Source organism: Dolichospermum sp. FACHB-1250 (genome assembly GCF_014696335.1).
Classification (GTDB): domain Bacteria; phylum Cyanobacteriota; class Cyanobacteriia; order Cyanobacteriales; family Nostocaceae; genus Dolichospermum; species Dolichospermum planctonicum.
In genome coordinates, this window is record NZ_JACJPZ010000058.1 from 1 (window position 1) to 24,787 (window position 24,787).

25 protein-coding genes and 5 pseudogenes are annotated in these 24,787 nt (G+C 35.9%); 25 read left to right on the forward strand and 5 right to left on the reverse strand.

Annotated features, from left to right (window positions below; genetic code table 11):
* On the reverse strand, window positions 1-208 hold a 208-nt coding region (locus tag H6F39_RS17095; RefSeq protein WP_304506182.1), incomplete at its 3' end, for a calcium-binding protein.
* Window positions 209-1,333: 1,125 nt separating this feature from the next.
* Between H6F39_RS17095 and nifB the strand changes: the two genes are divergently transcribed.
* The 6 genes and pseudogenes from nifB (at window position 1,334) to H6F39_RS17125 (ending at window position 6,297) form a co-directional block, all read left to right on the forward strand.
* Window positions 1,334-2,782, forward strand: a complete 1,449-nt coding sequence (gene nifB / locus H6F39_RS17100) for a nitrogenase cofactor biosynthesis protein NifB (protein ID WP_242028664.1) — start codon at window positions 1,334-1,336, stop codon at window positions 2,780-2,782.
* 92 nt (window positions 2,783-2,874) lie between these two features.
* Window positions 2,875-3,219 carry a DUF362 domain-containing protein gene (locus H6F39_RS17105; RefSeq protein ID WP_137908485.1) on the forward strand — a complete coding sequence of 115 codons (345 nt, stop codon included), beginning with the start codon at window positions 2,875-2,877 and terminating at the stop codon, window positions 3,217-3,219.
* A gap of 106 nt (window positions 3,220-3,325) precedes the next feature.
* Window positions 3,326-4,534, forward strand: coding sequence for a cysteine desulfurase NifS (gene nifS, locus H6F39_RS17110; RefSeq protein ID WP_190397107.1), 1,209 nt, complete (start codon window positions 3,326-3,328; stop codon window positions 4,532-4,534).
* Between the two features lie 96 nt (window positions 4,535-4,630).
* Window positions 4,631-5,542: a Fe-S cluster assembly protein NifU gene (nifU, locus tag H6F39_RS17115; RefSeq protein ID WP_137908487.1), complete on the forward strand. Its 912-nt coding sequence runs from the start codon at window positions 4,631-4,633 to the stop codon at window positions 5,540-5,542.
* 224 nt (window positions 5,543-5,766) lie between these two features.
* Window positions 5,767-5,919, forward strand: a pseudogene (locus H6F39_RS17120) (AAA family ATPase); the annotation flags it as partial.
* Window positions 5,920-6,144: 225 nt separating this feature from the next.
* The gene (locus H6F39_RS17125; RefSeq protein ID WP_162501196.1) at window positions 6,145-6,297 is read left to right on the forward strand and encodes a hypothetical protein; all 153 of its coding nucleotides are present in this window, start codon (window positions 6,145-6,147) and stop codon (window positions 6,295-6,297) included.
* On the opposite strand, the gene xisF is transcribed toward H6F39_RS17125, so the two are convergent.
* Window positions 6,281-7,642, reverse strand: a complete 1,362-nt coding sequence (xisF, locus tag H6F39_RS17130; RefSeq protein ID WP_199290966.1) for a fdxN element excision recombinase XisF — start codon at window positions 7,640-7,642, stop codon at window positions 6,281-6,283. The genes H6F39_RS17125 and xisF overlap by 17 nt on opposite strands.
* Window positions 7,643-7,675: 33 nt before the next feature.
* On the opposite strand from xisF, the pseudogene nifH (H6F39_RS17135) reads away from it, so the two are divergent.
* From nifH (H6F39_RS17135) to H6F39_RS17180, 10 genes and pseudogenes are all read left to right on the forward strand, one after another.
* A pseudogene (gene nifH / locus H6F39_RS17135) lies at window positions 7,676-7,969 on the forward strand (nitrogenase reductase); the annotation flags it as partial.
* A 629-nt stretch (window positions 7,970-8,598) separates the two neighbouring features.
* Window positions 8,599-9,177: a hypothetical protein gene (locus H6F39_RS17140; protein WP_137908489.1), complete on the forward strand. Its 579-nt coding sequence runs from the start codon at window positions 8,599-8,601 to the stop codon at window positions 9,175-9,177.
* A 146-nt stretch (window positions 9,178-9,323) separates the two neighbouring features.
* Window positions 9,324-12,416 carry a type ISP restriction/modification enzyme gene (locus H6F39_RS17145; RefSeq protein WP_190397108.1) on the forward strand — a complete coding sequence of 1,031 codons (3,093 nt, stop codon included), beginning with the start codon at window positions 9,324-9,326 and terminating at the stop codon, window positions 12,414-12,416.
* Window positions 12,417-12,550: 134 nt separating this feature from the next.
* Window positions 12,551-12,763 (forward strand): hypothetical protein, encoded by a 213-nt coding sequence (locus H6F39_RS17150; protein ID WP_168358388.1) that lies wholly within the window; start codon window positions 12,551-12,553, stop codon window positions 12,761-12,763.
* Window positions 12,744-13,022, forward strand: a complete 279-nt coding sequence (locus H6F39_RS17155; protein ID WP_168358387.1) for a type II toxin-antitoxin system RelE/ParE family toxin — start codon at window positions 12,744-12,746, stop codon at window positions 13,020-13,022. The genes H6F39_RS17150 and H6F39_RS17155 overlap by 20 nt, the downstream gene beginning before the upstream one ends.
* Before the next feature lie 254 nt (window positions 13,023-13,276).
* Window positions 13,277-13,501 (forward strand): hypothetical protein, encoded by a 225-nt coding sequence (locus H6F39_RS17160; protein ID WP_137908493.1) that lies wholly within the window; start codon window positions 13,277-13,279, stop codon window positions 13,499-13,501.
* 70 nt (window positions 13,502-13,571) lie between these two features.
* The gene (locus H6F39_RS17165; RefSeq protein ID WP_242026023.1) at window positions 13,572-13,763 is read left to right on the forward strand and encodes a type II toxin-antitoxin system RelE/ParE family toxin; all 192 of its coding nucleotides are present in this window, start codon (window positions 13,572-13,574) and stop codon (window positions 13,761-13,763) included.
* A gap of 55 nt (window positions 13,764-13,818) precedes the next feature.
* Window positions 13,819-14,034: a type II toxin-antitoxin system HicB family antitoxin gene (locus H6F39_RS17170; protein WP_137908494.1), complete on the forward strand. Its 216-nt coding sequence runs from the start codon at window positions 13,819-13,821 to the stop codon at window positions 14,032-14,034.
* Window positions 14,035-14,068: 34 nt separating this feature from the next.
* Window positions 14,069-14,149: a type II toxin-antitoxin system HigB family toxin gene (locus tag H6F39_RS21225; protein WP_370539406.1), complete on the forward strand. Its 81-nt coding sequence runs from the start codon at window positions 14,069-14,071 to the stop codon at window positions 14,147-14,149.
* Window positions 14,149-14,379, forward strand: a complete 231-nt coding sequence (locus H6F39_RS17180) for a hypothetical protein (RefSeq protein ID WP_137908495.1) — start codon at window positions 14,149-14,151, stop codon at window positions 14,377-14,379. Before H6F39_RS21225 ends, H6F39_RS17180 begins: the two co-directional genes overlap by 1 nt.
* 188 nt (window positions 14,380-14,567) lie before the next feature.
* On the opposite strand, the gene H6F39_RS17185 is transcribed toward H6F39_RS17180, so the two are convergent.
* On the reverse strand, window positions 14,568-16,010 hold the full coding sequence (locus H6F39_RS17185; protein WP_190397109.1) for a site-specific integrase: 1,443 nt from the start codon (window positions 16,008-16,010) through the stop codon (window positions 14,568-14,570).
* Window positions 16,011-16,087: 77 nt separating this feature from the next.
* Here H6F39_RS17185 and nifH (H6F39_RS17190) point away from each other — a divergent pair.
* The 6 genes and pseudogenes from nifH (H6F39_RS17190) to H6F39_RS17215 all read left to right on the forward strand — a co-directional run.
* Window positions 16,088-16,582: pseudogene (nifH, locus tag H6F39_RS17190) on the forward strand (nitrogenase reductase); the annotation flags it as partial.
* Between the two features lie 131 nt (window positions 16,583-16,713).
* Window positions 16,714-17,628 (forward strand): annotated as a pseudogene (locus H6F39_RS17195) (nitrogenase component 1); the annotation flags it as partial.
* A gap of 97 nt (window positions 17,629-17,725) precedes the next feature.
* On the forward strand, window positions 17,726-19,135 hold the full coding sequence (locus H6F39_RS17200) for a site-specific integrase (RefSeq protein WP_190397110.1): 1,410 nt from the start codon (window positions 17,726-17,728) through the stop codon (window positions 19,133-19,135).
* A gap of 297 nt (window positions 19,136-19,432) precedes the next feature.
* Window positions 19,433-19,933, forward strand: a pseudogene (locus H6F39_RS17205) (nitrogenase component 1); the annotation flags it as partial.
* 555 nt (window positions 19,934-20,488) lie between these two features.
* Window positions 20,489-21,223, forward strand: a complete 735-nt coding sequence (locus H6F39_RS17210; protein ID WP_190397111.1) for a Uma2 family endonuclease — start codon at window positions 20,489-20,491, stop codon at window positions 21,221-21,223.
* Between the two features lie 66 nt (window positions 21,224-21,289).
* Window positions 21,290-21,898 (forward strand): Uma2 family endonuclease, encoded by a 609-nt coding sequence (locus tag H6F39_RS17215; protein ID WP_190397112.1) that lies wholly within the window; start codon window positions 21,290-21,292, stop codon window positions 21,896-21,898.
* A gap of 16 nt (window positions 21,899-21,914) precedes the next feature.
* On the opposite strand, the gene H6F39_RS17220 is transcribed toward H6F39_RS17215, so the two are convergent.
* Window positions 21,915-22,304, reverse strand: a complete 390-nt coding sequence (locus H6F39_RS17220) for a hypothetical protein (protein ID WP_137908500.1) — start codon at window positions 22,302-22,304, stop codon at window positions 21,915-21,917.
* Window positions 22,305-22,438: 134 nt separating this feature from the next.
* On the opposite strand from H6F39_RS17220, the gene H6F39_RS17225 reads away from it, so the two are divergent.
* From H6F39_RS17225 to H6F39_RS17235, 3 genes are all read left to right on the forward strand, one after another.
* On the forward strand, window positions 22,439-23,215 hold the full coding sequence (locus tag H6F39_RS17225; RefSeq protein ID WP_190397113.1) for a Uma2 family endonuclease: 777 nt from the start codon (window positions 22,439-22,441) through the stop codon (window positions 23,213-23,215).
* 730 nt (window positions 23,216-23,945) lie between these two features.
* The gene (locus tag H6F39_RS17230) at window positions 23,946-24,170 is read left to right on the forward strand and encodes a DUF433 domain-containing protein (protein ID WP_039201637.1); all 225 of its coding nucleotides are present in this window, start codon (window positions 23,946-23,948) and stop codon (window positions 24,168-24,170) included.
* A complete protein-coding gene (locus H6F39_RS17235; RefSeq protein ID WP_199290967.1) occupies window positions 24,167-24,478 on the forward strand; it encodes a DUF5615 family PIN-like protein in 312 nt (103 codons plus the stop codon). The genes H6F39_RS17230 and H6F39_RS17235 overlap by 4 nt, the downstream gene beginning before the upstream one ends.
* Window positions 24,479-24,512: 34 nt before the next feature.
* Here H6F39_RS17235 and H6F39_RS21020 read toward each other — a convergent pair whose 3' ends face one another.
* On the reverse strand, window positions 24,513-24,638 hold the full coding sequence (locus H6F39_RS21020; RefSeq protein ID WP_255501589.1) for a hypothetical protein: 126 nt from the start codon (window positions 24,636-24,638) through the stop codon (window positions 24,513-24,515).
* Between the last annotated feature and the right edge of the window lie 149 nt (window positions 24,639-24,787).

Here is a 24,787-nt window from a genome sequence, read left to right on the forward strand (position 1 = left end):
CTTCTCCACCATAGAGGGTATCATTACCTTCGTTGCCTGTGAGGATATCATTACCACGCTGTCCATAGAGATAATCATCTCCGTCTCCACCATTGAGGGTATCATTACCATCTCCACCGTAGAGTTCATCACTACCATCAAGGCCATTAATGTTATCATTTCCATCAGTTCCGACTAGAATATCATTGTCATCAGTTGGGATTGCCATAAAATCTGCCTACTAGATTTATTTGAGTGAATCAATATTTGATTACTAATCACACTGACCGTGTTCGTCTTTATCCTACATTGTTTTTGATTTACTGACAAGTAGTTAATGAAAAAAAGCAAATAAAGTGGTGTAAAGTTTAATTACCCCGTTCTATAAAACTTACCCAAAATTACCAAAGTTTCAACACATCTGGACAGCGATAATCCTAGTGTTTATTTCCTGCTTCATCGCGGTCTTAGAATGACTTAGTAGACACAACCTTAACCAGAGCGAGTTTCCATCCGTAAAATAGAGATTAAAAGTGACCTAGAGCCTATTGCCTCTAGCCTTGTCATAACGACAATTTTTAACGCCAACCTACTTAATCATGATCAAAAAATTAAATCTTTTGCAAATAATCTGCATTAAGATGGATACTTTATTAAGTCCAAATCCCTGATCCAGCAAGAGATGTAACTACAATTTACATCACAAATCATCGAAAAATTAAAAAAATATAAATTGCATTTTTAGAGAAAAAAATGATAGGCTGTATACATACGGCAAATCTCAGGCTTGTCAGGCACTCTAACTCCTAATCCCCCAATGCTTTCAAGGGTTTGAAACGGAAAACAGAATTTATTCCCCTCCCCTTGACCCCAGGGGAGGGTGTTTGGTGGGGTAAAAACCGGATGTTGTAGGAAAGTTGAGTACAGTTGAATCTCAAAAAAACCAATAAAAATCCGGCTGAAATCCTTACAGACATTGAGTTAGAGATGAGTACAAAGAAATCCTGAACCCCTAACTATAAATACTCGTACCCCTGACTATAAATACCTGCACCCCAACCCAAAAAAATCTTTTTTAATTTTTGTATCGTTGCAATACAAGGATTTAAGGATTTGAGTACAAACATAATAAATCTAATAAGTTCTATCCTTGGTCAACCAAGGGGGACAAAAAAAAAGGCTGCTATAAATCATTTATCGCCAATCACTTAACGCTCCTTAACAAAATCAAGTTAATAGTCAAAAGTGTGTGGAGGGATGAGATTAGCACCATGTCTAAGATTATATTGACATTGGCAGTAGTAACAGCATCTCCCACAGTGGCTCTCAAGTCCACCGCAAACAGCGAAATTCAATGACACTACCTGCTACCAACATTCTCACCTCCGACGGCCTGCGAGATCAGGATTCTATTATCATCCCCGCTAAATCTGGTAATTGCGGTTGCGACAGCAGCACAACTCCAGAAATGGACGAAAAACTTAGAGAACGCATTGCTAAACACCCCTGTTATAGCGAAGAAGCTCATCATCACTATGCACGGATGCACGTTGCCGTTGCCCCTGCTTGCAACATTCAATGTAACTATTGTAACCGCAAGTATGACTGTGCTAACGAAAGTCGTCCGGGGGTAGTGAGTGAACTGCTCACACCAGAAGAAGCCGCCCATAAAGTGTTAGTAATTGCGGGTAAAATTCCGCAAATGACCGTATTGGGAGTAGCTGGACCTGGTGATCCTTTGGCTAATCCAGAAAAAACTTTTCGGACTTTTGAACTAATTGCAGACAAAGCGCCAGATATTAAATTGTGCTTATCTACTAACGGTTTGATGCTCACAGAATATATTGATCGCATTAAACAATTAAATATAGATCACGTTACCATTACCCTTAATACCATTGACCCCGAAATAGGCGCGCAAATCTATTCTTGGGTTCACTATAAACGCAAGCGTTACAGAGGTGTGGAAGGAGCAAAAATTCTTCTAGAAAAACAATTAGAAGGACTACAAGCCCTCAAAGAAGCTGATATCTTATGTAAAGTTAATTCTGTAATGATTCCGGGAATTAATGACCAACATTTGGTAGAAGTTAATCAAGCAATTCGGGAGAGAGGCGCGTTTTTACATAACATTATGCCGCTAATTTCTGCACCAGAACATGGTACACATTTCGGTTTAACCGGTCAACGTGGACCAACAGGAAAAGAACTGAAAGAAGTCCAAGATAATTGTTCTGGTAACATGAAAATGATGCGCCACTGTCGTCAGTGTCGAGCAGATGCGGTAGGATTATTAGGAGAAGATCGGAGCCAGGAATTTACCAAAGATAAGTTCATGGAAATGACTCCAGAATATAACTTTGAAACCCGCCAAGAAGTTCACGAAGGTATTGAGAAATTTAGAGAAGAAATTAAGGCCGCAAAAGATAAAGTATTGACTGGCAAAAAATCTGCTAATAATCCTAAAATCTTAGTTGCAGTAGCCACAAAAGGCGGTGGATTAGTTAACCAACACTTCGGACACGCCAAAGAATTTCAAATTTATGAAGTTGATGGTAATGAAGTTCGTTTTGTTAGTCACCGCAAGATTGATCAATATTGTCAAGGTGGTTACAGCGAAGCAGCTACCGCAGATAATATAATGAAAGCGATCGCAGATTGTAAAGCAGTCTTGGTATCGAAAATAGGCAACTGTCCTAAAGAACAATTAGAAGCAGCAGGAATAACAGCTGTTGAAGCCTACGACGTAATTGAAAAGGTTGCTTTAGAATTTTACGAGCAATATGTTCAGGTTAATGGGTAATTCAATTTTGGATTTTGGATTTTGGATTTTATTGAATTAACTCTAATCTAAAATCTAAAATCTAAAATCTAAAATCTCAGAGGTAAATAATCATGGCTTACAAAATTACTAGCCACTGTATTTCTTGCAAGTTGTGTTTACCTGTTTGTCCTACTGGTGCAATTCAAGAAGTTGATGGTAATTATTGGATTGATTCTCAACTTTGCACAAATTGCGCTGGTAGTATTCACACCGTACCTCAATGTAAGGCCACTTGTCCGACTGCTGATGGTTGTGTTCAACAATCCAGTGATTATTGGGAAAGTTGGTTTGCTTATTACCACCGTGTTTTAGCAAAATTAACAAATAAACAAGACTACTGGGAGCGTTGGTATAGCTCTTATTCTCAGAAGTTTTCCCAACAGTTGCAAAAGCATCAAGGCCAAGTAATTATATAGGTGATTTCATGGGTGATAGGTAATAGGTAATATTTTCCCCCATTACCTATTACCAATTACCAGTTAATAATTCTAGCTAATTACTCATAATCTTTATATGGAAACCATGCAAAATAATTGCATTTATCTTGATAATAATGCCACCACCAAAATAGATCCTCAAGTTGTTGAGGCTATGATGCCTTATTTGACGGATTATTATGCTAATCCTTCCAGTATGCACACTTTTGGTGGACAATTGGGAAAAGCTGTAAAAACAGCCAGAGAACAAATTGCTGCTTTACTCGGAGCCGAAGAATCAGAAATTGTTTTTACCAGTTGCGGAACTGAAGGTGATAATGCTGCTATTCATGCGGCGTTATTAGCTCAACCAGAAAAACGTCATATCATCACTTCTCAAGTAGAACATCCCGCAGTTTTAAATGTCTGTAAACAATTAGAATCTAAAGGTTATCAAGTTACCTATTTGTCAGTCAATTCTCAAGGACAAATAGACTTGAATGAGTTAGAAGCTTCTTTAACTGGTAACACTGCTTTAGTAACAGTAATGTATGCCAATAATGAAACTGGCACAATTTTTCCCATTGAAGAAATTGGTGTTAGAGTTAAAGAATATGGAGCTATCTTCCACGTTGATGCAGTGCAAGCGGTAGGTAAAATACCCTTAAATATGAAGACCAGTACCATAGATATGTTAACTATATCTGGTCACAAAATTCATGCTCCTAAAGGTATTGGTGCTTTGTATGTTAAACGTGGGGTTCGTTTCCGTCCTTTCTTAGTTGGTGGACATCAAGAACGAGGACGTAGAGCAGGTACAGAGAATGTTCCCGGAATTATTGCCTTAGGGAAAGCTGCGGAATTGGAATTATCACATTTAGCAGAAGCAACTCAGAAAGAAAGAAAGTTACGCGATTATTTAGAACAATCTCTTCTGGCTAAAATTCCTGATTGTCAAGTAAATGGTGATATTAAAAATAGATTACCAAATACGACAAATATCGGTTTCAAATATATTGAAGGTGAAGCAATTTTGCTCTCTTTAAATAAGTACGGTATTTGCGCTTCTTCTGGTTCTGCTTGTACTTCTGGTTCTCTTGAACCTTCTCATGTTTTACGAGCTATGGGTTTACCCTACACTACTTTACATGGCTCAATTCGCTTTAGTCTTTCTCGTTATACTACGGAAGCAGAAATTAATCAAGTAATTGCAGTCATGCCGGAAATTGTTGACCGTCTACGGGCTTTATCTCCCTTCAAAAATGATAATGCCGATTGGTTACAACAACAAGGACAAACTTTAGTAAATAGGTAATGGGTAATGGGTTATAGGTAATGGGATTCCTCTATTACCAATTACCAATTACCAATCCAAAATCTAAAATCCAAAATCTAAAATCTAAAATTAGCTATGTGGGACTACACTGATAAAGTATTAGAGTTATTTTACGATCCTAAAAATCAAGGTGCAATTGAAGAAACCGGTGAAGCTGGTGTCAAGGTGGCAACTGGTGAAGTGGGAAGTATTGCTTGTGGTGATGCTTTAAGATTACATTTGAAGGTTGAAGAAGCAACAGATAAAATTCTGGATGCACGTTTTCAAACTTTTGGTTGTACTAGTGCGATCGCTTCTTCTAGTGCTTTAACTGAAATGATTAAAGGTTTAACTTTAGATGAAGCTTTGGGAGTAACAAATAAGGAAATCGCTGATTATTTAGGTGGTCTACCTGAAGCAAAAATGCACTGTTCTGTTATGGGTCAAGAGGCTTTAGAAGCTGCCATTTATAATTATCGTGGTATTCCTTTAGAGGCACATGACGATGAAGAAGGTGTCCTCATCTGTAGTTGTTTCGGAATAACTGATGCTAAGATTAAAAAAGCAGTCGCCCAAAACAATCTCTTCAGTGCCGAACAAGTAACAAATTATGTAAAAGCTGGTGGCGGATGCGGTTCTTGTTTAACGAAGATTGATGATATAATCAAGGAAGTTCAGCAGGAGTTCGCCCAACAAAATCTCAACATCTACGGCGCGAAAACTAAAACAGAAATTCCTAATTCAAAGTTTATTGCAGAGCAACAAAAACCATTAACTACAGTCCAAAAAATTGCCCTGATTCAAAAAGTATTAGATGAAGAAGTCCGACCCGTGTTAATCGCCGACGGGGGAGATGTAGAACTTTATGATGTCGAAGGTGATAAAGTTAAGGTAATTCTTCAAGGTGCTTGCGGTTCATGTTCTAGCAGTACCGCTACCTTAAAGATTGCCATTGAAGCGAGATTACGCGATCGCATCAGCAAAGAAATTATTGTCGAAGCAGTTTAGAAATTAGTCATTGCTCAGTGGTCATGAGTCATTAGCAAAAAACAACTGACCACTCACAAACAAAAATCCCTACAACCCAATAAATACTATGAACACCACTAGATGTTTTGTAGAGCGATCGCCCCCGTAGCGACGTTCTACACACGCTCACCGCCGTAGAACTTGGCCGTGAGAACCGACAGACGAAAAACACGAAATCAACCAATTCTAGGAAAACACGAACAATGACTACTGACGCAAATATTAGACAGATAGCTTTCTACGGCAAGGGCGGTATCGGTAAATCTACCACTTCTCAAAACACCCTCGCAGCTATGGCTGAAATGGGTCAACGCATCATGATCGTAGGTTGCGACCCTAAAGCTGACTCTACCCGTTTTAATATAGTGATTCTTGATGCTTCACTGACAGATACTAACCGATTAGAGAATACTGATAAATAAGTCATACAAAACGATATAAGATTCTTGATTCTTGAGAAACACAAAACTTGATTTGATATTTAATTTTGTGTCTGAATAATAAAATAAATTTGTTCATCATCAACAGACAAAAATATCAAAAAATAGCTAGGCTATTTACAAGAGTTCACTTATTATGATATGCAGGAAACAGCGACTCAAGTATTGATTCGTGTCTCTAAAAAATGGTATAGGATTCGGTATTTAGATCCTGATACCAGAAAGAGATTAATGTTATTATCAGAGGAAGAATTTGAAGTAGAACTTCAAGGGCTGCTTAAACCCGCAGTTTGACTTCTTTGATTTCACCATTGGCAACTTTTACGTAATCAATTAATTCTTTATATATTAAAGATTTATCCGCCCAGGGTGTTTCATCCCAAAAATTAATATTGCTACAACAAAACGAAAGAATATCAAATAGTTCGCTGTTGATTTTGTTGACTACGGTTTCTTTTTGTTTGATTTTATTTATCTCTAAAATTGTTTGGTCAATCGCCTCTTGAATTATTGGGTTTTTAGGTAAAAGTCTCAGTGCCTTTAGTTGTTCTTGTCTAGCCATCAATTCAGGGCTATCCTGTGTTTCTACATTTGAATTTGTAATTGCATATTCCTTAATTTCCCTGTGCCGTTCTACTAAGGCTTGATCCACTGCCAAAATAATATCTGGTAGATAGGTACTAATTTTGTTGCTACAAAAATCATTGCCCATGTTTTCATGTTTTTTGCAGCGGACTCTATATGTCGAATTTCGTTTCTTGCAAAAGCATTTGTAACAGCAGTCAGCGCAAATAATCTGCCCCGCTAGTGGGAAAATCTCTGTTTCTTTTTTATCCCTACCGTAGCTGTATTTAGATTTATTCTCGTCAAGTTTTCTAACTATGCGTTTGTATATATCCTCAGTAATCAAAGGTGGGTGAGTATCTTCATGAATATCCCAGTTCTCAGGTTGGTTTAAATTGCCTTTGATATTATAGGCGGTACACCCTCTTAGTACAGGGTTTAAAAGCCAGTAACGCAGTCCGGCAGCAGTCCACTTGAGATGATAAGTTTGCAGTAAATATTGCGCCGTACTCCTCAATGTAGACCCATCACCGAGAAAATATTCAATGGTCTTGTGTGCGATCGCCCATTTACTAATTCCATTCATCTCAGATAAATCAGGAGCATACTTTTCATCCACGCGACAATACCCAAAAGGTGGACGGGGAGAAGCTTTTTTCTGCTCTCTAAAAAAGCTCATGCCATTTTTGATGCGATTAGCCAGTAGCCTAGATTCAAATTCAGCCAAACCAGCCATCTGATTCACAGAAAACCACCCAAAGGGGGAGGAGGGGTCAACAGGGGCATCCAAAACCGTGAGTTTGACGTGATACTCCTCAAAGATAGCGATCGCTTTGTGAATCCCCACCACGCTGCGTCCTAGTCGGTCAATTCTAGTGCAGATGACTTCAGTAATCTTCCCTTGTTTGCACTGAGCAATCATTTGATTAAATTCTTTTCTCTTGTCGCTGCGCCCGGACTCAACATCTGAGAAGATGACAATAGCCCCTGCCTTTTCTACTCGTGCTGTTTGTTGCTCCAAAGCATTGCCTTCATCCTGTTCACGGGTGGAAACCCTCACATAACCTGCTTTCATGATTATTCCTCATACTGCCCATATTGTTAATATAACTCTACTCGTTTGATGCTTCACTCCAAAGCTCAAACCACCGTATTACACTTGGCTGCTGAAAGAGGCGCTGTTGAAGATTTGGAACTCCACGAAGTCATGTTAACCGGTTTCCGTGGTGTTAAGTGCGTAGAATCTGGTGGTCCAGAACCCGGTGTAGGTTGCGCTGGTCGTGGTATTATCACCGCTATTAACTTCCTAGAAGAAAACGGTGCTTACCAAGATTTAGACTTCGTATCTTACGACGTATTAGGTGACGTTGTATGTGGTGGTTTTGCTATGCCTATCCGTGAAGAATAAGCTGTTTTTTCCAGGGTTTTTGTTGGTGCAATTGTTTGAGGTTTTTTGTTTTTTTATGCCCTATTTTTGCCCTGGGAAATTTTTGGTAAATGGGGTTTTTGTTTTGTTTTTCTGCTTTTGTTTACCCTATTTTGTCCCTATTGTCAAGGGGTATACATGATTTTTGATAAATGGGTTACTGATTTTTCAAGAGAGTTCTAAAAGTTGAATGTAAATACACTATCATAATTTCCTATGAACTCCTTTTCTGTTATCTATACTATCTATTAAAACCATTCTAAATTTTATAGCTAATAGCTACCAAAATATTACAGCAGTTTCCGATATTCACAAAGTACAGATATTAATAATAAAACTCTTGTGGTGCGGGCAAGATGCCCGCACAAAGTGTACCTCACTCAAAGCTACTTGCTGTAACAGGCATTTGAGTAGATATAATCTAATCGCACTCCAACCAGAAATTTAACCAGAAATTTACATTACACAGTATCATGGTATATGATGCTATAAGTAAGTATTTTTGCAAATTTGTTAGTAAAAACTTAATTATAAACTTAATTATATAGGTAGTTTTAGTCTATACTATTTGTTAAATCAAGGTCTAGATCTGAGGGTATTCTGCTATGTCACTTTTCAACCTACTACAGACGCTCATTTTTGGTATTCATAATCCTGAATTCGATGCAGCGCGAATAAATCATGACAGCTGGCCTCAAAGCGAATATTTTCAGGGTGAAAAGCCTTCAAAAGACCAATTGGAAAGGGATAAACAGATAACTTTTCAAAGAGCTTATCAATTGGGACAGAGTTTGAGAGCAGCTATCGAAGAACATTACTCTGCTCCAGAACAACAGCGAGTTACTGATAGTCTTATGAAAGTAATAGTATACCTTGGTAATAACGCCAGGATATTTCCTGATATGGGATCTGAGAATATCTGGTACACAGATTACCATGATCTAATTGAATTAGCGAAAGATATGGGCTTAGGAGATAAAACCTTACCTCACTGGCCTGAAGAATCAAATTTCTTTAATCGCTATCTAGAACTGACTAATTCTGATTTAGTTCAAATATTTCTGGGTTTTTTAGAAGCAGCTTTGCTTGATGAGTATAAATTTGGGGCAGATTTAGATAGCTGGGTTAGGTACTTATTAAGAGAAACCTTAAAATCGAGACAGCGTTTAGCTCATGAACAATAGACATCTGGTGGTAATTAAATCTGCATAACCACCAAACCCTTGTAGGGACAATTCATAAATTGTCCCTAGGATAATTTTCACTCCTATCTAACTTACCGTAGCAAAAGTAAAATGTGGTAATATAACCACAAACTAGTTTTAATTATATGTCCAGTCTTAACCTCAAACCAACCCATAAACCTGTCAAGCAATATTACGAAGAATTAGAAAATTTCAAAAAACTGGGAGTTGTCCATGAAACTGCGGTAAAAGTGGCTTTTCAAAAGTTGCTTGAGTCTTGCTGTCAACAGTTTAAATGGACTCTAGTACAAGAATATGCGATTAAAAAACGAAAAAGAGTTGATGGGGCTTTAGTTGATAGTTATAACTTAGCTCGTGCTTATTGGGAAGCTAAAGACAGTAAAGATAATTTAAAAAAAGAAGTCCAGAAAAAACTAGCTATTGATTATCCCAAAGATAATATTATTTTTCAACAACCAGAAAGGGCAATTCTTTACCAAGATGGTAAATTGGTAATGGATGAAGATATTACCAAACCCCAAAACTTAGTAGATGTATTAAGACAAATTTTTGAATATCGTCCTCCCGCAATTGAACAATGGGAAAAAGCCGCTGATGAGTTTGGACTGCGAGTAGAAGAACACGCAACTGCATTATTAAGATTAATTAAAGAACAAAGCCAGAAAAATAAAAAATTTATTGATGCTTTTGCCGAATTTTTCAAACTTTGTCGTCAATCAATTAATCCTAATATTGCAGAAGCAGCGGTTGAGGAAATGTTAATTCAACATTTATTAACTGAGCGCATTTTTAGAAATGTGTTTAATAATCCTGATTTTGCTCAACGCAATATCATCGCTGTGGAAATTGAAAAAGTAATTAATGCTTTAACTTCTAAATCCTTTAGTCGCAGTCATTTTTTAAGTAGTTTAGATCGGTTTTATGGTGCAATTGAAGAAACCGCAGCAACCATTGATGATTTTTACCAAAAACAGGATTTTCTCAATAAAATTTATGAGCGCTTTTTTCAAGGTTTTTCCGTAAAAGTTGCCGATACCCACGGAATTGTTTATACTCCTCAACCGATTGTTAATTTTATGGTCAAAAGTGTTGAGAATATTTTACAAAAAGAGTTTGGTAAATCCTTAATTGATAAAGGTGTCCATATTCTTGATCCTTTTGTGGGAACAGGTAATTTTATTATTAGAATAATGCGAGAAATAGCGCAAATTCAAAAATCAGCTTTACCTTATAAATATGAACATGAATTACATTGTAATGAAGTAATGTTATTACCTTATTATATTGCTTCTATGAATATAGAGCATGAGTATTTTGAGCAAGCTGGAGAATATAAATCTTTTGAGGGTATTTGTTATGTAGATACTTTTGAATTAGCTGAAAGTCGTCAGTTATCGCTTTTTGTTCCTGAAAATACAGCAAGACTTGAAAAACAGAAACAAGAAGGAATTTTTGTGATTATTGGTAATCCACCATATAATGCTAATCAACAAAATGAAATGGATTTGAATAAGAATAGACAACATTCAGCATTAGATGAGAGAATCAAAGAAACTTATATAGCTGATTGTCAATCATTAGCAAGAACTACAAGAAAACTATTATTTGATCCTTACATAAAAGCATTTCGTTGGGCATCTGATAGAATAAGCGATGAAGGAATAATTTGTTTTGTTTCAAACAATTCTTTTATTAAAGAAAATACCTTTAATGGTATAAGAAAGCATTTGGAAAAAGAGTTTAACACAATTTATTGTTTGGATTTAGGTGGGAATGTACGTAAAAATCCTAAACTTTCTGGAACAACTCATAATGTTTTTGGAATACAGGTTGGTGTTTCTATCAATATCCTAATAAAACACAAAAATCAAGGCAAATTTAATATTTACTATGCAAGTGTTGATGAATTCTGGAGAAAAGAGGAAAAATATAATTTTTTAAATACCAAATTAAGTATTCAAAATATTGAATGGATCGAAATTAATCCAGATAGAAAAAATTCGTGGTTATCCGAAGGGATTAAACATGATTTTGATGAATTTATAGCGATTGGTTCTCAGGATGCAAAGGCAATTAAATCAAGTTTAATGAATATAGAAAATGTAATTTTTTATAAATATTCTCTCGGTGTATCAACTAATAGAGATAATTGGGTATATGCTGATAGTTTAGAAGATATTAAAACAAAAATAATGCTTTTTTGTGATACTTATAATACTGAACTTGAACGCTGGAAAAGAGGAAATAGACCAAAGGATATTCTTCAATTTGTTACTAACGATGAAAAAAAGATAAAATGGTCATCTCTCTTATTAGATAAATTTCGACGTGATAATTATGCAGAATTTGATGAAGATAAAATTCGATACTCCCAGTGGAGACCTTTTACTAGAAAGTTTCTATATTTTGATACTTTATTAATTGATGCTCCCACTCTTCAACAGAATTTTTTTCCGACAACCCAAACACAAAAAAATAATCTTATAATTTGCTTGACAGGATCAAGTTCAGAAAAGCCATTTTTGGTCATCATTACCAATTATATTGGTGATTTACATTTAAGCAGTTCTGGCTGTAGTACACAATGTTTCCCCTTCTACACCTACGATAAAAATGGAACAAACCGCCAAGAAAATATCACAGATTGGGCATTAAAACAATATCAAAACCATTACCAAGATACTACAATCACTAAATGGGATATCTTCTATTATATCTATGCAGTGCTACATCATCCCCACTACCGGGAACGCTACGCAGCCAACCTGAAAAGAGAACTTCCCCGCATTCCCTTTGCGCCCCAATTTCATCCTTTTGTCATAGCCGGAAAACGACTAGCAGAAATTCATATTAACTATGAAAAACAACCAGAATATCACCTGAAACACCTAGAAAATAAAGACTTACCCATTGATTGGCGTGTAGAAAAAATGCGCCTATCTAAAGATAAAACCCAAATCAAATATAACGACTTTCTCACCTTAACAGGTATACCATCAGCAGTATTTTTATATCGTTTAGGCAACCGTTCGGCCTTAGATTGGATAATAGATCAATATCAAGTTACCACAGATAAGCGCAGTGAAATTACAAATGATCCTAATCGTCTTGATGATGAACAATATATTGTCAGGTTAATTAAACAGATAATTACTGTGAGTTTAGAGACGGTAGAAATCGTTAATAATTTACCAGATTTGGGATTACCAAAAGATTGATAAGTACCAAGATCCCCGACTTCTTGAATGAGTCAGGGATCTATTGTTGTATGAAGATATTATTTTTTTGATGTTGTGGGTTGTCGAAATGCGATAAAAACGGTATAATACTTATATTCTCAAGGATAATGCTCATGGAAATCCAAGAACTGAAAGCAATAATTAAAGAAAGTATCCGCGAAGTTTTGCGAGAAGAAAGAATGTTACTCTGTCAAATCCTTATACCCTATGTAAGTGACGAAGAACAAGAAGAACTAGATGAAATGTTTGGTTCACCATCAGATTATGAAGATGAAGAATTAATTGATATGACAGAGTGGGTAAAACATGGCCATAAAATTCCGTAAGAATGCTATTAAATTTTTAGAAAAGGCAAATCTTGAAGATGCTGAGAAAATTCAGGAAAAAATATCTCAACTTCTAGCTTTTGTTGAAGAACAAGCAATTATTCCCTTTACAGAACTTGATATTAAAAAAATGAAAGGAGAGTGGGAAGGATTTTATAGATTACGTATTGGTAAAATTAGAATAGTTTTCACAGCTAATACCCAATCTGGTGAAGTTGAAATTTTCACAATTGGTGCAAGAGGAGATGTTTATAAATAAACGCATTTTCGATGTTGTGGTTTGAAAGTATTAGCGTTCGCGTAGTGGTATTTCCAGTGTAATGCCTTATTTAACATTAACTTTGACTCATAGAAACAATATAATACTTATATTCTCAAGGAGAATACTATGGAAATTTAATAACTTAAAGCGAAAGAACAGAATAACTTTGTTAAAAAGAAGTAACTTAGTATAGATATGAGTGTTAAAATATTGGTGAATTAACAATCTGACTCAATAGATAGGGAATAGACATGGAAATCCAAGAACTTAAAACTCTTATTCAAGAAACTGTAAGAGAAACAATGCTAGAAGTATTAAAGAAAGAAAGACTTGCTCTTTGTTTGGCTTTGATACCTCGTGTTAGTGACAAAGAAATGCAGGAAATTCAAGAACAATTTGGATCACCTTCAGATTATGATCAAGATGATTTTATCAATATGACAGATTGGGTGCGAAATGGAACTAAACTTCAGTAAAAATGCGCTGAAATTTCTCAAGAAACTTTGAGATAAAGATACAGAAAAAGTACGTAATAAGATATTGCAATTGTTAAATTCAGTTGAAGAATCTGGTTTAGTACCATCTGGAGAACTTGATATAAAAACATTAGAAGGAGAATGGCAAGGTTTTTTAAGAATGCGGGTAGGTAAAATTAGGATTATTTTTACAGTGGATATAGAACAAGATGAACTACAAATTTATGAAATAGGCTTTAGAGGTGATATTTATAAAACTTAAAAAATAAAACTTAAAAATATCAAGAAAAATTAAATCATATACAACAAGGTTAAAAATGAAAAACTCAATTCCTAATCACTTCACTATTGAAGTAGAACAAGAAGAAGATGGACATTGGATAGCAGAAATTTTAGAAATTCCCGGTGTTTTATCTTATGGTTTAACTCAACAACAAGCAATATTTAATGTACAAGCATTAGCTTTGCGTGTAATTGCTGATAAACTGGAACATGGGGAAATAAATTTAGGTTTAAAAAGTCTCACCTTTTAATATTGGTGGTAACAAAGTTAGACTAATTGCAGCAATTCATTATAACCGCCAAAAAATCTATATCCGTGCTGTGCTAACACATTCAGAATATGATGAAGGAAAGTGGAAAGAATAATGCAAACTTTAAACCTTGAACAAACCATTAATGCTTGGTCATCCATTGCGGAAAACGTCTTTGTTCCTCACACAGAGCAGGAATATGAACACTTAGTTGATATACTAGATTCTCTGATAGATCAAGTTGGTGAAGATGAAAACCATCCTCTTGCATCCCTCATGGAAGTCATCGGAGTTTTAATTGAAAACTATGAAAATGAACATATTCCTGAACTAGAAGAAGAGTAACTAAATGAATTATCATTACAGTATATTAATTCAGTGGTCAGATGAAGATCAAAAATATGTAGTCAGTGCGCCTCTGCATCTCTGCGTGAGGCTAACTGTTATCTTACAGCAGTTTCCGACATTATGAAGTACAGATATTAATAATAAAACTCTTGTGGTGCGGGCATCTTGCCCGCAAAAAGCCTACCTCATGAAGATGAAATCTGCTGTAACTCAATTTTCATCAAACTGTGTCCCATTTGTAACTTCAATCGTTCATTCTCAATTCTTAACCGATCATTTTCCCTTTCAAGGTCAATAACCATCTCTTGTAACTCTTCCACCTTTGACTTCTTTTTAATAGCTTCCTCAATAGCCACATTGCGATTTTCTAAACTAAACCACTTCTGATAAATTGAAGTGTGCATATTCACCGAATGACCCAAATTATCAGCCGCAGCTTTAATAGGAATCCCCATCAAATGCGCTCGAATTGCCCAAGCGTGACGTAAATCATAGGGTTGAAAAGGAATCTCTACAAATCTAAACCATCTATCTGTACCATGTCGCACAGCATTAATTTGTTTACTGGTAATTTTATCTGCAATTTTTGTTTTTAATAACTCAATTGCTTCCCGATCAGTCTTTAAATTAAAACTCTCAATCCAACGGGGATATAATGGTAATGCTTCCCTATCACCTGTTTTACATTCTTCATTTACCCGCCATGTATTCATGGTATTATCAGATGATAACCACCAATCTAAATCCGGGTTAACAAAAATTTCTAATGGTCTTAATCCATAAGTTGCTAACATTCCATATACCCATCTCCATAATTTCCAATTATTCCGATCTTCCCTATTTATTAACTTAGTAGGACGGTTCGAAGCATAGTTTTCAAACCTTAAATATTCCTTCTCAACCTCTAAATCTGTTGGGATATCCCGCTTTCTTTTAGCAGTAGATTGGATTTTAAAATTATTTAATACTGGAACTTCTAAACCAGAACATTTACATAACACCCGAATCACTTTAATTAACTCGTTTTTGACACTATCAGATGATGGGCAAAATTTAACAGCTTCAATAAAATTAGCATTGATTGCTAGTTTATCTTTAGGTAAATGCTTTTGGGCAATATATAGATAACTATTAAAAGTATTTTCACTTTTTAGAGTACGTTTTCTAGTTTGAAAATAGTTTTTTTCAAAATTTATAATTAGGTCACTAATATTTTGTAAATTGGCTTTAATCCTGGTTTTTCCTAAATATTTATCCGTCCATTGAAATTGTTTTCTAGCTATCAACTTTCCTAGTTCATAAGCCTCCTCTTCTGCGGTATTTAAACCATCAAAATTAAAGGGAATACCCAAAGAAATATCATATTGTTTTGTACCGCTACCGTTTTTATCAATATCCCCTGGTTTAATAGGTAGGGTACTTCTCAACTGTAAGCAATTACCAGATTTTCGGATATAAACACAAACCTTAGCAGCTTTTAGTCTAGTATTTACCGCTTTTAATTCCGTCCGTAACTTAGTTTTGATGTAAATTTCTTGGTCATTTACTGCTTGCATTCTACCTAAATATCCCCCGTCGGTCATAGCTGTTGGTTGAAAATCGGTAAATGCTTCCTGTGATCTGTTCATACCCTAGATTTACCCTGATAAAAAAACTGTCCATTTCTGACAATGATCGCAGTAAACATTGTAGAAAATAAACACTTTACGCGAATTTAGATTATATCAATCATCCTACCCGTGAAGGTAAAGCACAAGAAATCTACATCGTTACCTCAGGTGAAATGATGGCGATGTACGCTGCAAACAACATCGCTCGTGGTATTTTGAAATATGCTCACTCCGGTGGTGTACGTTTAGGTGGTTTGATTTGTAACAGCCGTAAGGTTGACCGCGAAATCGAATTAATCGAAACCTTAGCTGAACGTTTGAACACCCAAATGATTCACTTCGTACCCCGCGACAACATCGTTCAACACGCAGAATTGCGTCGTATGACCGTTAACGAATATGCACCTGATAGCACTCAAGGTAATGAATACCGCGCATTAGCGAAGAAAATCATCAACAACCAAAAACTCACCATCCCCACACCTATCGAAATGGATGAGTTGGAAGCATTGTTGGTTGAATTTGGTATTCTTGATGATGACACCAAGCACGCTGAAATCATCGGTAAACCCGCTGCTGCTACCAAGTAGTATTTAGTAATTAAGGAATAGGAAAAAGGAAAACTCTACATTACCTCCTTTTTACCTTCCTTTCTGCCCTTGGGGATTAATTTCCCCATCCCTACCCAATTAATATCTTTAAAAGCCAGAAGAGGCCAGACATGACAGTTCCAGACAACAAGAAGATTGTTGAAGAAAGAAAAGAACTAATTAAAGAAGTTCTCAAAGCTTACCCCGAAAAAGCTGCTAAAAAGCGCGAGAAGCACTTAAACGTTCACGAAGAAGGTAAAACCGATTGTGGTGTTAAATCTAACATCAAATCCTTACCCGGTGTAATGACCGCCCGTGGTTGTGCTTACGCAGGTTCTAAAGGTGTGGTTTGGGGTCCTATCAAGGACATGATCCACATCAGCCACGGTCCTGTAGGTTGCGGTTATTGGTCTTGGTCTGGTCGTCGTAACTACTACTTAGGTACAACAGGTGTTGATACCTTCGGTACTATGCACTTCACCTCCGACTTCCAAGAACGGGACATCGTATTTGGTGGTGACAAGAAACTCACTAAATTAATTGAAGAATTAGATGTATTATTCCCCTTAAATCGCGGGGTTTCTATTCAATCTGAATGTCCTATCGGTTTGATTGGTGATGACATCGAAGCAGTAGCTAAGAAGACATCTAAAACCATCGGTAAGCCAGTTATTCCCGTACGTTGCGAAGGTTTCCGTGGTGTGTCTCAATCATTAGGACACCACATTGCTAACGACATGATTCGTGACTGGGTATTCCCCAGAGCAGATCAAGGCAAGAAAGACGGTACACTCAAGTTTGAAGGTACTCCCTATGACGTAGCCATCATTGGTGACTATAACATCGGTGGTGACGCTTGGGCCAGCCGGATTTTATTAGAAGAAATCGGTTTGCGTGTTGTTGCACAATGGTCTGGTGACGGTACAATCAACGAAATGTTGATGACACCAAACGTGAAGATGAACCTCATCCACTGCTATCGTTCTATGAACTATATCAGCCGTCACATGGAAGAGGCTTATGGTATTCCCTGTCTAAACTATGATAATGTGTCTTAAATCTACCAGAATTTAGTCTATATATAACTTTGTTTAATTTGCTCATTGTTCTAAATGGACTAAATTTTAATCCAAATTTAAGATAATGAGAGAAAAAGGGTTACAGGAAATTTTTACCGATTTTACACCACCAGCATCTACCGATGGCAGCTATTTAGGAACGCAGACACAAATGAAAGCTACTCGGCAACATCTGGAAGAGAAATTTCAACAAGGTTTAGTAGATGTCAAATCTCGATTAAAAGCAGCTAAGATCAAGGTCGGACTAGTTGTTAGTGGAGGTACTATTCAATTACAGGCTTCCTTACCTTTAAAACCTGGTGAAATTGATGTCAGAAAAACTGGGAGAAAACAATATAAACTTTCTTTAAATATTCCTGCTAATTTAGATGGTTTAAAAACAGCAGAAGAGGAAGCTCATGAGTTAGGTAAATTAATTGCTCGTCAACAGTTTACATGGAATGATAAATACTTAGGACAAACCGCTGATCAATTTGAAGATCCAGTTAAAACTATTGGTGAAATATTGGCAGAATTTGAAACTCAATATTTTAAAACTCACAAACTCACAGAAAAAAGTAAACACACTTTTTCTTATTATATCAGTCATCTAAAAAGGCTAGTCGGATTGGATACAGTTTTGACACAATCAGCAATAGATCAAAAATTACAAGAGTTAAATAATGAGTATGCAAAGTACAGTACGATTAAAAGCTTAAAGATATTAAGATCCACACTTAACTTAACTAGCTTTACTTTAGAAGGAATCAAAAATAAACAACCAAAAAGTCAACCGAGAGATATTCCTAGTGATGAGGATATAGTCAGATATTATCAATCATTTGCCAATTATGCACTGACGAGAAAAGGGACAATTAAAAGAGATTGTTTAACAAGTTGGAAAATGTGGCAATGGGTTTATGGAATGTTAGCTACTTATGGTTTACGTCCTAGAGAGTTATTTGTAAATCCTGATATTAGTTGGTGGTTTAATCCTGAAAATAAAGATCACACTTGGAAAGTACACCCTGATACTAAAACCGGATATCGGGAAGCTTTACCCTTATATCCCGAATGGGTTGAATTATTTGATTTAAAAAATTTAGAATGTTTAGAACTTTTAAATAGCCAAGTTTCTGGAAAAAGTAGTTATACAGAAATTAATACTATTCGAGTTAATTGTTCTTCATGGTTTCGACGTGTAGATATTCCCTTTAGTCCTTATGATTTGCGTCATGCTTGGGCAATTAGAGCGCATATTATGGCAGTACCAATTAAGGCTGCTGCTGATAATTTAGGACATTCTGTAGAAATTCATACAGAAATTTATCAAAAGTGGTTTAGTTTAGAAAACCGGAAAAAGGTAATTAAACAAGCTGTGGATAAAAAGGATGATATCGAAGCTATAAAACAAGAAAATCTCCAGTTAAAAGCTGAGATCAAACAGTTAAGACAAACTTTAGCAAAATATCAAATTGCTGAAGTATGGAAATAGACTATAGCAGTTCCCAATCTCCTAGGGAATAGGGTATAAATTGGTGTGTACTTGATTAGATTGGAAAAGTCTATATTCATCTATCAAAATGAAAAACTGTTGGAGATAAACAATTTTATTAATTTGGGAATTTTAAGCCAAGGTTAAGCAAATTTTGTGAATTAATTTGAGGTGATAATTAGTTTTTAGATGCAGAAACAATATTTTTTAATCTATTTTTAATCTATAAATAAGCTGATTTAGAAATAGCAGAATAAAAAATCTTATATATGGATATTTTTCAGAATATAAATTTATATTCCCTGGTTAGAATATAACTTCTTTGGTCCTACCAAGATTGCTGCTTCTTTACGCGAAATTGCTTCTAAGTTTGATGCTAAGATTCAAGAAAACGCAGAGAAAGTAATCGCTAAATACCAACCTACCATGGATGCGATCGTTGCTAAATATCGCCCCCGTTTGGAAGGTAAGACAGTGGCAATGATGGTTGGTGGTTTACGTCCCCGTCACGTTGTTCCCGCTTTCCAAGACTTAGGAATGAAGATGATTGGTACTGGTTATGAGTTCGCTCATAATGACGACTATAAACGTACTACTCACTACATTGAAAACGGAACTATCGTTTATGACGACGTTACCGCTTACGAATTTGAAGAATTTATCAAAGCATTGAAGCCAGACTTAGTTGCTTCTGGTGTGAAAGAGAAGTATGTCTTCCAAAAGATGGGTCTTCCTTTCCGTCAAATGCACTCTTGGGATTACTCCGAACTTGATAATGTTGCTGGAAAGATGCCTTAAATATAGGTTTTTTAGTTGGGGAATTAAGAGAGTTTAATTTTTAGACTAAATGGATTTTATTATGTTCTATAATAACATTGTTTATAGATAACTGCAAGTAGTAAAAGTCTTATTATATCTGATTTTGAGATGGTTGTTAATTTGTGATGTTTGGTGATTTAGTTATATGGGATAACTTTTTGTGGATTGATTTTATAGACTAAATTTATCTAAATAAGAAAAACAGGAGTAGTATTTACGGCTTTTTACAAGTCATGTTTCCTACAGTTATGGAAGAGGGCTAAGAGGATTAATAATTCTGTGGTTTCATAAGCAACAGATGATTTTACCTGAAGATAGCGGTGTGCAAAGAAGCCTCCGCACTAAATCCTTGATTTTATGCGTGGATAGTCACTCTGATCATTTTAACTGGAGTTTTGGGGCGATCGCATCACAATAATCATAAATTACATCCTGTAAATCCTAAAATCCTGGATATCCTGATAGCGAAGCGTGGCGTTAGCCATTTCAGACAATTAATGCTACAATAAACCAATAACTACTTGGTATCATACCATGATGATTACTCAAGCGCCAGAATCCCCATCTAACACATTAGAAGATATATCAGAAGAGATAATTTTCCCACCCAGTGACTTATATAGTGATGAACCTCCCGTGGAAACAGAACTGCATTTACGACAAATTATTCTCCTCCTCAAATGTTTAGAATGGTTATGGAAGGAGAGAACTGATTTTTATGCTGTCGGAAACCTCAGTATTTACTATAGTCCTCATCAAAAAAAATCAAAAGATGTTAGAGGTCCAGATTTTTTCGTAGTGTTAGGAACAGAACGAAAAACTAGAAAAAGTTGGGTAGTGTGGGAAGAAAATGGCAAATATCCTCATGTCATTGTCGAAATTCTTTCACCAACTACAGCTAAAACTGATAGAGAAACTAAAAAACTACTTTATCAAGATACTTTCCGTACACCTGATTATTTCTGGTTTGATCCTTATACATTAGAATTTGCAGGATTTAATTTAATTAGTGGCAAATATCAACCCTTACAACCTAACGAAAAAGGACATTTATGGAGTGAAGAATTGGGTTTATACTTAGGGATTCATGATGGTTTATTAAGATATTTTACATCATCAGGAGTTTTAGTTCCTACACCGGAAGAAACCGCAGAGATGGAAGCAACAAGAGCAGCAATGGAAGCAGAAAAAGCGAAAATATCAAATCAAAAATCTCAAAGGTTAGCCGCAAAATTGAGAGAGTTAAATATTGATCCAGATACAATTTAAGCAAATCTCAAATCAAATTGTGTTTGGTTGAATTACCCCAACTTTGTATATTAGGAGTATTATTTTATGCCAATCATGACTATTAAAGATGTAGAAAAACTGCAAACCGCTTTCAGTGAAGCTGGTTTAGATTACGATGTTGAGTTAACAAACGGGAGAATTTCTATTGTGGGTCCATCAGATATTGTATCTAGCGAAATTAGCAGTCGTTTAATTGCTTTTCTCTTCGCTTGGGTAAATCCGCGTCGTTTAGGAAGAGTATTTGATTCTGCGGGAGGTTTTATTTTACCTGATAGCAACCTCACCGCTCCCGATGTTTCTTTTGTCAGTGCTGCACGTCTGCGTCAAAGTCCCCGTTATTTTGGCGAACTTGTACCAGATTTAATAGTAGAAATTAAATCTCAAAGTGATAGAATTAAAACATTAAAAAATAAGATTCTCAACTTGATCAAATTAGGTGCAATTATTGGAATTTTAATTGATCCTGATGAAGAAACTGTAACAGTTTATCGTTCTCAAGGTGAAGCAATAGTTTTTCATAATGGCGATATTTTAACTTTACCAGAACTTTTTCCAGGTTGGGAATTAGCTGTTTCTGAATTATGGCCTCCTATTTTTACTCAAGAAGAAATAGAAGGCTTAACGGGCGACAAGGAGATTGAAAAAAAGAATTAAAAAACCCAAACATCCTCTAAAATTTCACACCGATTTGACCATTAACTCCTCGCACAGAATTGTAACCAGCACCCAGAAAAACATGATCGCTAGTGACTACTTGTACACCACCGGAAACAGCCACTCCTTGATCTTCCGAATACCAACCAATTCCGACATAAGGTGAAATAAATGGTAAACTCAAGAATTTTAAAAAATCTCCTCCCATAGCACCTTCAGGACCCCTTCCTACTTCAACACCAAAACCTAAAACTTTAACACCCGCACCATAAGTAACTTCACTATCTTTACTTCCCACCGTCACCCAAGGTTGCGGTAACAGTTGAGCCGCAACCTGATGAGGAGTAAATATATTTAAGCAAGTTAGGGATGAAATGAGTATTTTGATCATCAATGCTTTTTTCATCGTTGTTTTCCTCTACTACCACTGATATCGTAACATTTTCATAAACATAATTAAAATTTTTTGTGTTGTGTAGGTATAATTTAACATTTTCGCAGTCATGTTATAATCAACAAATAACTACTTGGTATCATACCATGATGATTACTCAAGCACCAGAATCCCCATCTAACACATTAGAAGATATATCAGAAGAGATAATTTTCCCACCCAGTGACCTATATAGTGATGAACCTCCCGTGGAAACAGAACTGCATCTCGAACAAATAATGCTCTTAATAAAATCTCTCAAATGGTTATGGAAAGAGAGAAATGATTTTTATGCTGTCGGAAATCTCAGTATTTACTATAGTCCCCATCAAAAAAAATCAAAAGATGTTAGAGGTCCAGATTTTTTCGTGGTGTTAGGAACAGAACGAAAAACTAGAAAAAGTTGGGTTGTATGGGAAGAAAATGGTAAATATCCTAACCTGATTGTGGAAATTCTTTCACCAACCACAGCGAAAACTGACAGAGAAACTAAAAAAGAACTTTATCAAGATATTTTCCGCACACCTGAGTATTTTTGGTTTGATCCCTATACTTTAGAATTTGCAGGTTTTTATTTAATACATGGTAAATATCAACCTGTAGAACCTAATGAAAAGGGACATTTATGGAGTCAAGAATTAGGTTTATATTTAGGAATTGTTCAGGGTTTATTAAGGTATTTTACATCTACTGGATCTTTAGTTCCTACACCGGAAGAAAGTGCAGAATTTGAAACCCAAAGAGCAGCAATTGAAACCCAAAGAGCAACAATTGAAGCCCAAAGAGCAGCAATTGAAGCCCAAAGAGCAGCAATGTTTGATGAAAAAGCTCAACGGTTAGCAGCAAAGTTGCGAGAATTAAATATTGACCCAGATAAAATCTAATTTAGAATTTAGATCCCTGACTTCTTGAAAAAGTCGGGAGTTTAGGGATTTAATTATAATCTAGTTTGTGGTAAAATTTCCTAATCAGAGATGAAATCTCTAAACTCACTTCTGCATTTATCTGTTGAGTAGAAAGAAGGAAACGCCTTTTTAGGGATTGAATACTACTAACAATTGGCTCATAAACCTGATAACTATTTTCCAGTTCACTTAGTAAAACTGACCCTTTTTGACCAGCTAGAAAATGCAGTAATTCTACTTCTGATGCTGGTAAGATATCTAAACTTTGCTCTAAAAAAGCCGTTAATTCAATATCTATAAAAGGTTGATCTAAGTAGGCTGGCGTTAAAAATTGTCGTTATGACAAGGGAACTCTTAACTGGGAAGAGGCTTCGCCGTGAGCGTCAGCCGAACGGTTTTGGGTAACTTTACTTTTCGTTACTTATGTCGGTTTTTTTCCGTTTACCTACTTAGCTGCAATAATTTATTGGTGTCACCTGCAAATAATTCTTGAATAAGATAACCAGCGATCGCTTAAAATGATCAATCACATCCTGTAAGCTATCAGACAATGTACCACAGCGATCGCTACCAATTAATCACCGTCAAATTAGCAACCTCATCTGCAAATAGATCCCTCATCCTGTAAATCCTGGAAATCCTCATATAGCTTGCGCCACGCTATCAGACAAATGCTACAATTAACTAATAACGACAAGAAGTAAACAAAATGGAAAGCAGAATAACTATTCATCCAGATATTTGCAATGGACGACCCATTATTACTAATACTCGAATTTCTGTACAAACAATTATGGAGTTTTTAGGCGCTGGTGATTCAATTGAGGAAATTCTGGAAGAGTACCCCTCTCTACAACGAGAAGATATTTATGCTTGTATTCAATTTGCAGCAAAGTTGATGGGGAATCACTACGAAGTGAGAAAAATCGCATGAATGGGTTTTTATTCGATGAAAATCTACCCGTGAAAATTCAATTTACCCCATCTTTACTCATTGTCCATGTTTCCATCTTAGGTGACAGTCCAAGTGATACCCAAATATGGCAGTATGCGAAAGAAAGAAAACTGGTAATTGTTACCAAAGATGCAGATTTTTCTGATCGCATGATGGTTGATTTACTCCCGCCTAAAGTAGTACATCTACGCTTTGGGAATGTGCGAAAACGTCAATTTCACTCACTCCTGTCCAGAGTTTGGCCAGAAATTGAAATTTTAGTGGCTGATCATCAGTTAGTTAATTAATGTTTATTTAGATCAGATTGAAGCTTTTAAATAATTAATGTTTGATACTAGAAAGCGATCGCTTAAAATGATCAATCACATCCTGTAAGCTATCAGACAATGTACCACAGCGATCGCTACCAATTAGACATCTCCAGAAAAGAATGTAGAGAAGTTCCATGGAACGTCTCTACAAGAGTTGTAAGTCACGCATATTTACAGCACTTCCCGGTGTTATGAGGTACAGTAACAACAATTAGTGAACCAATTTTTTAAATGTTGAGGATTCATCAAATCGAGAGCAACAGAAATAACTTTATCAACTATTTC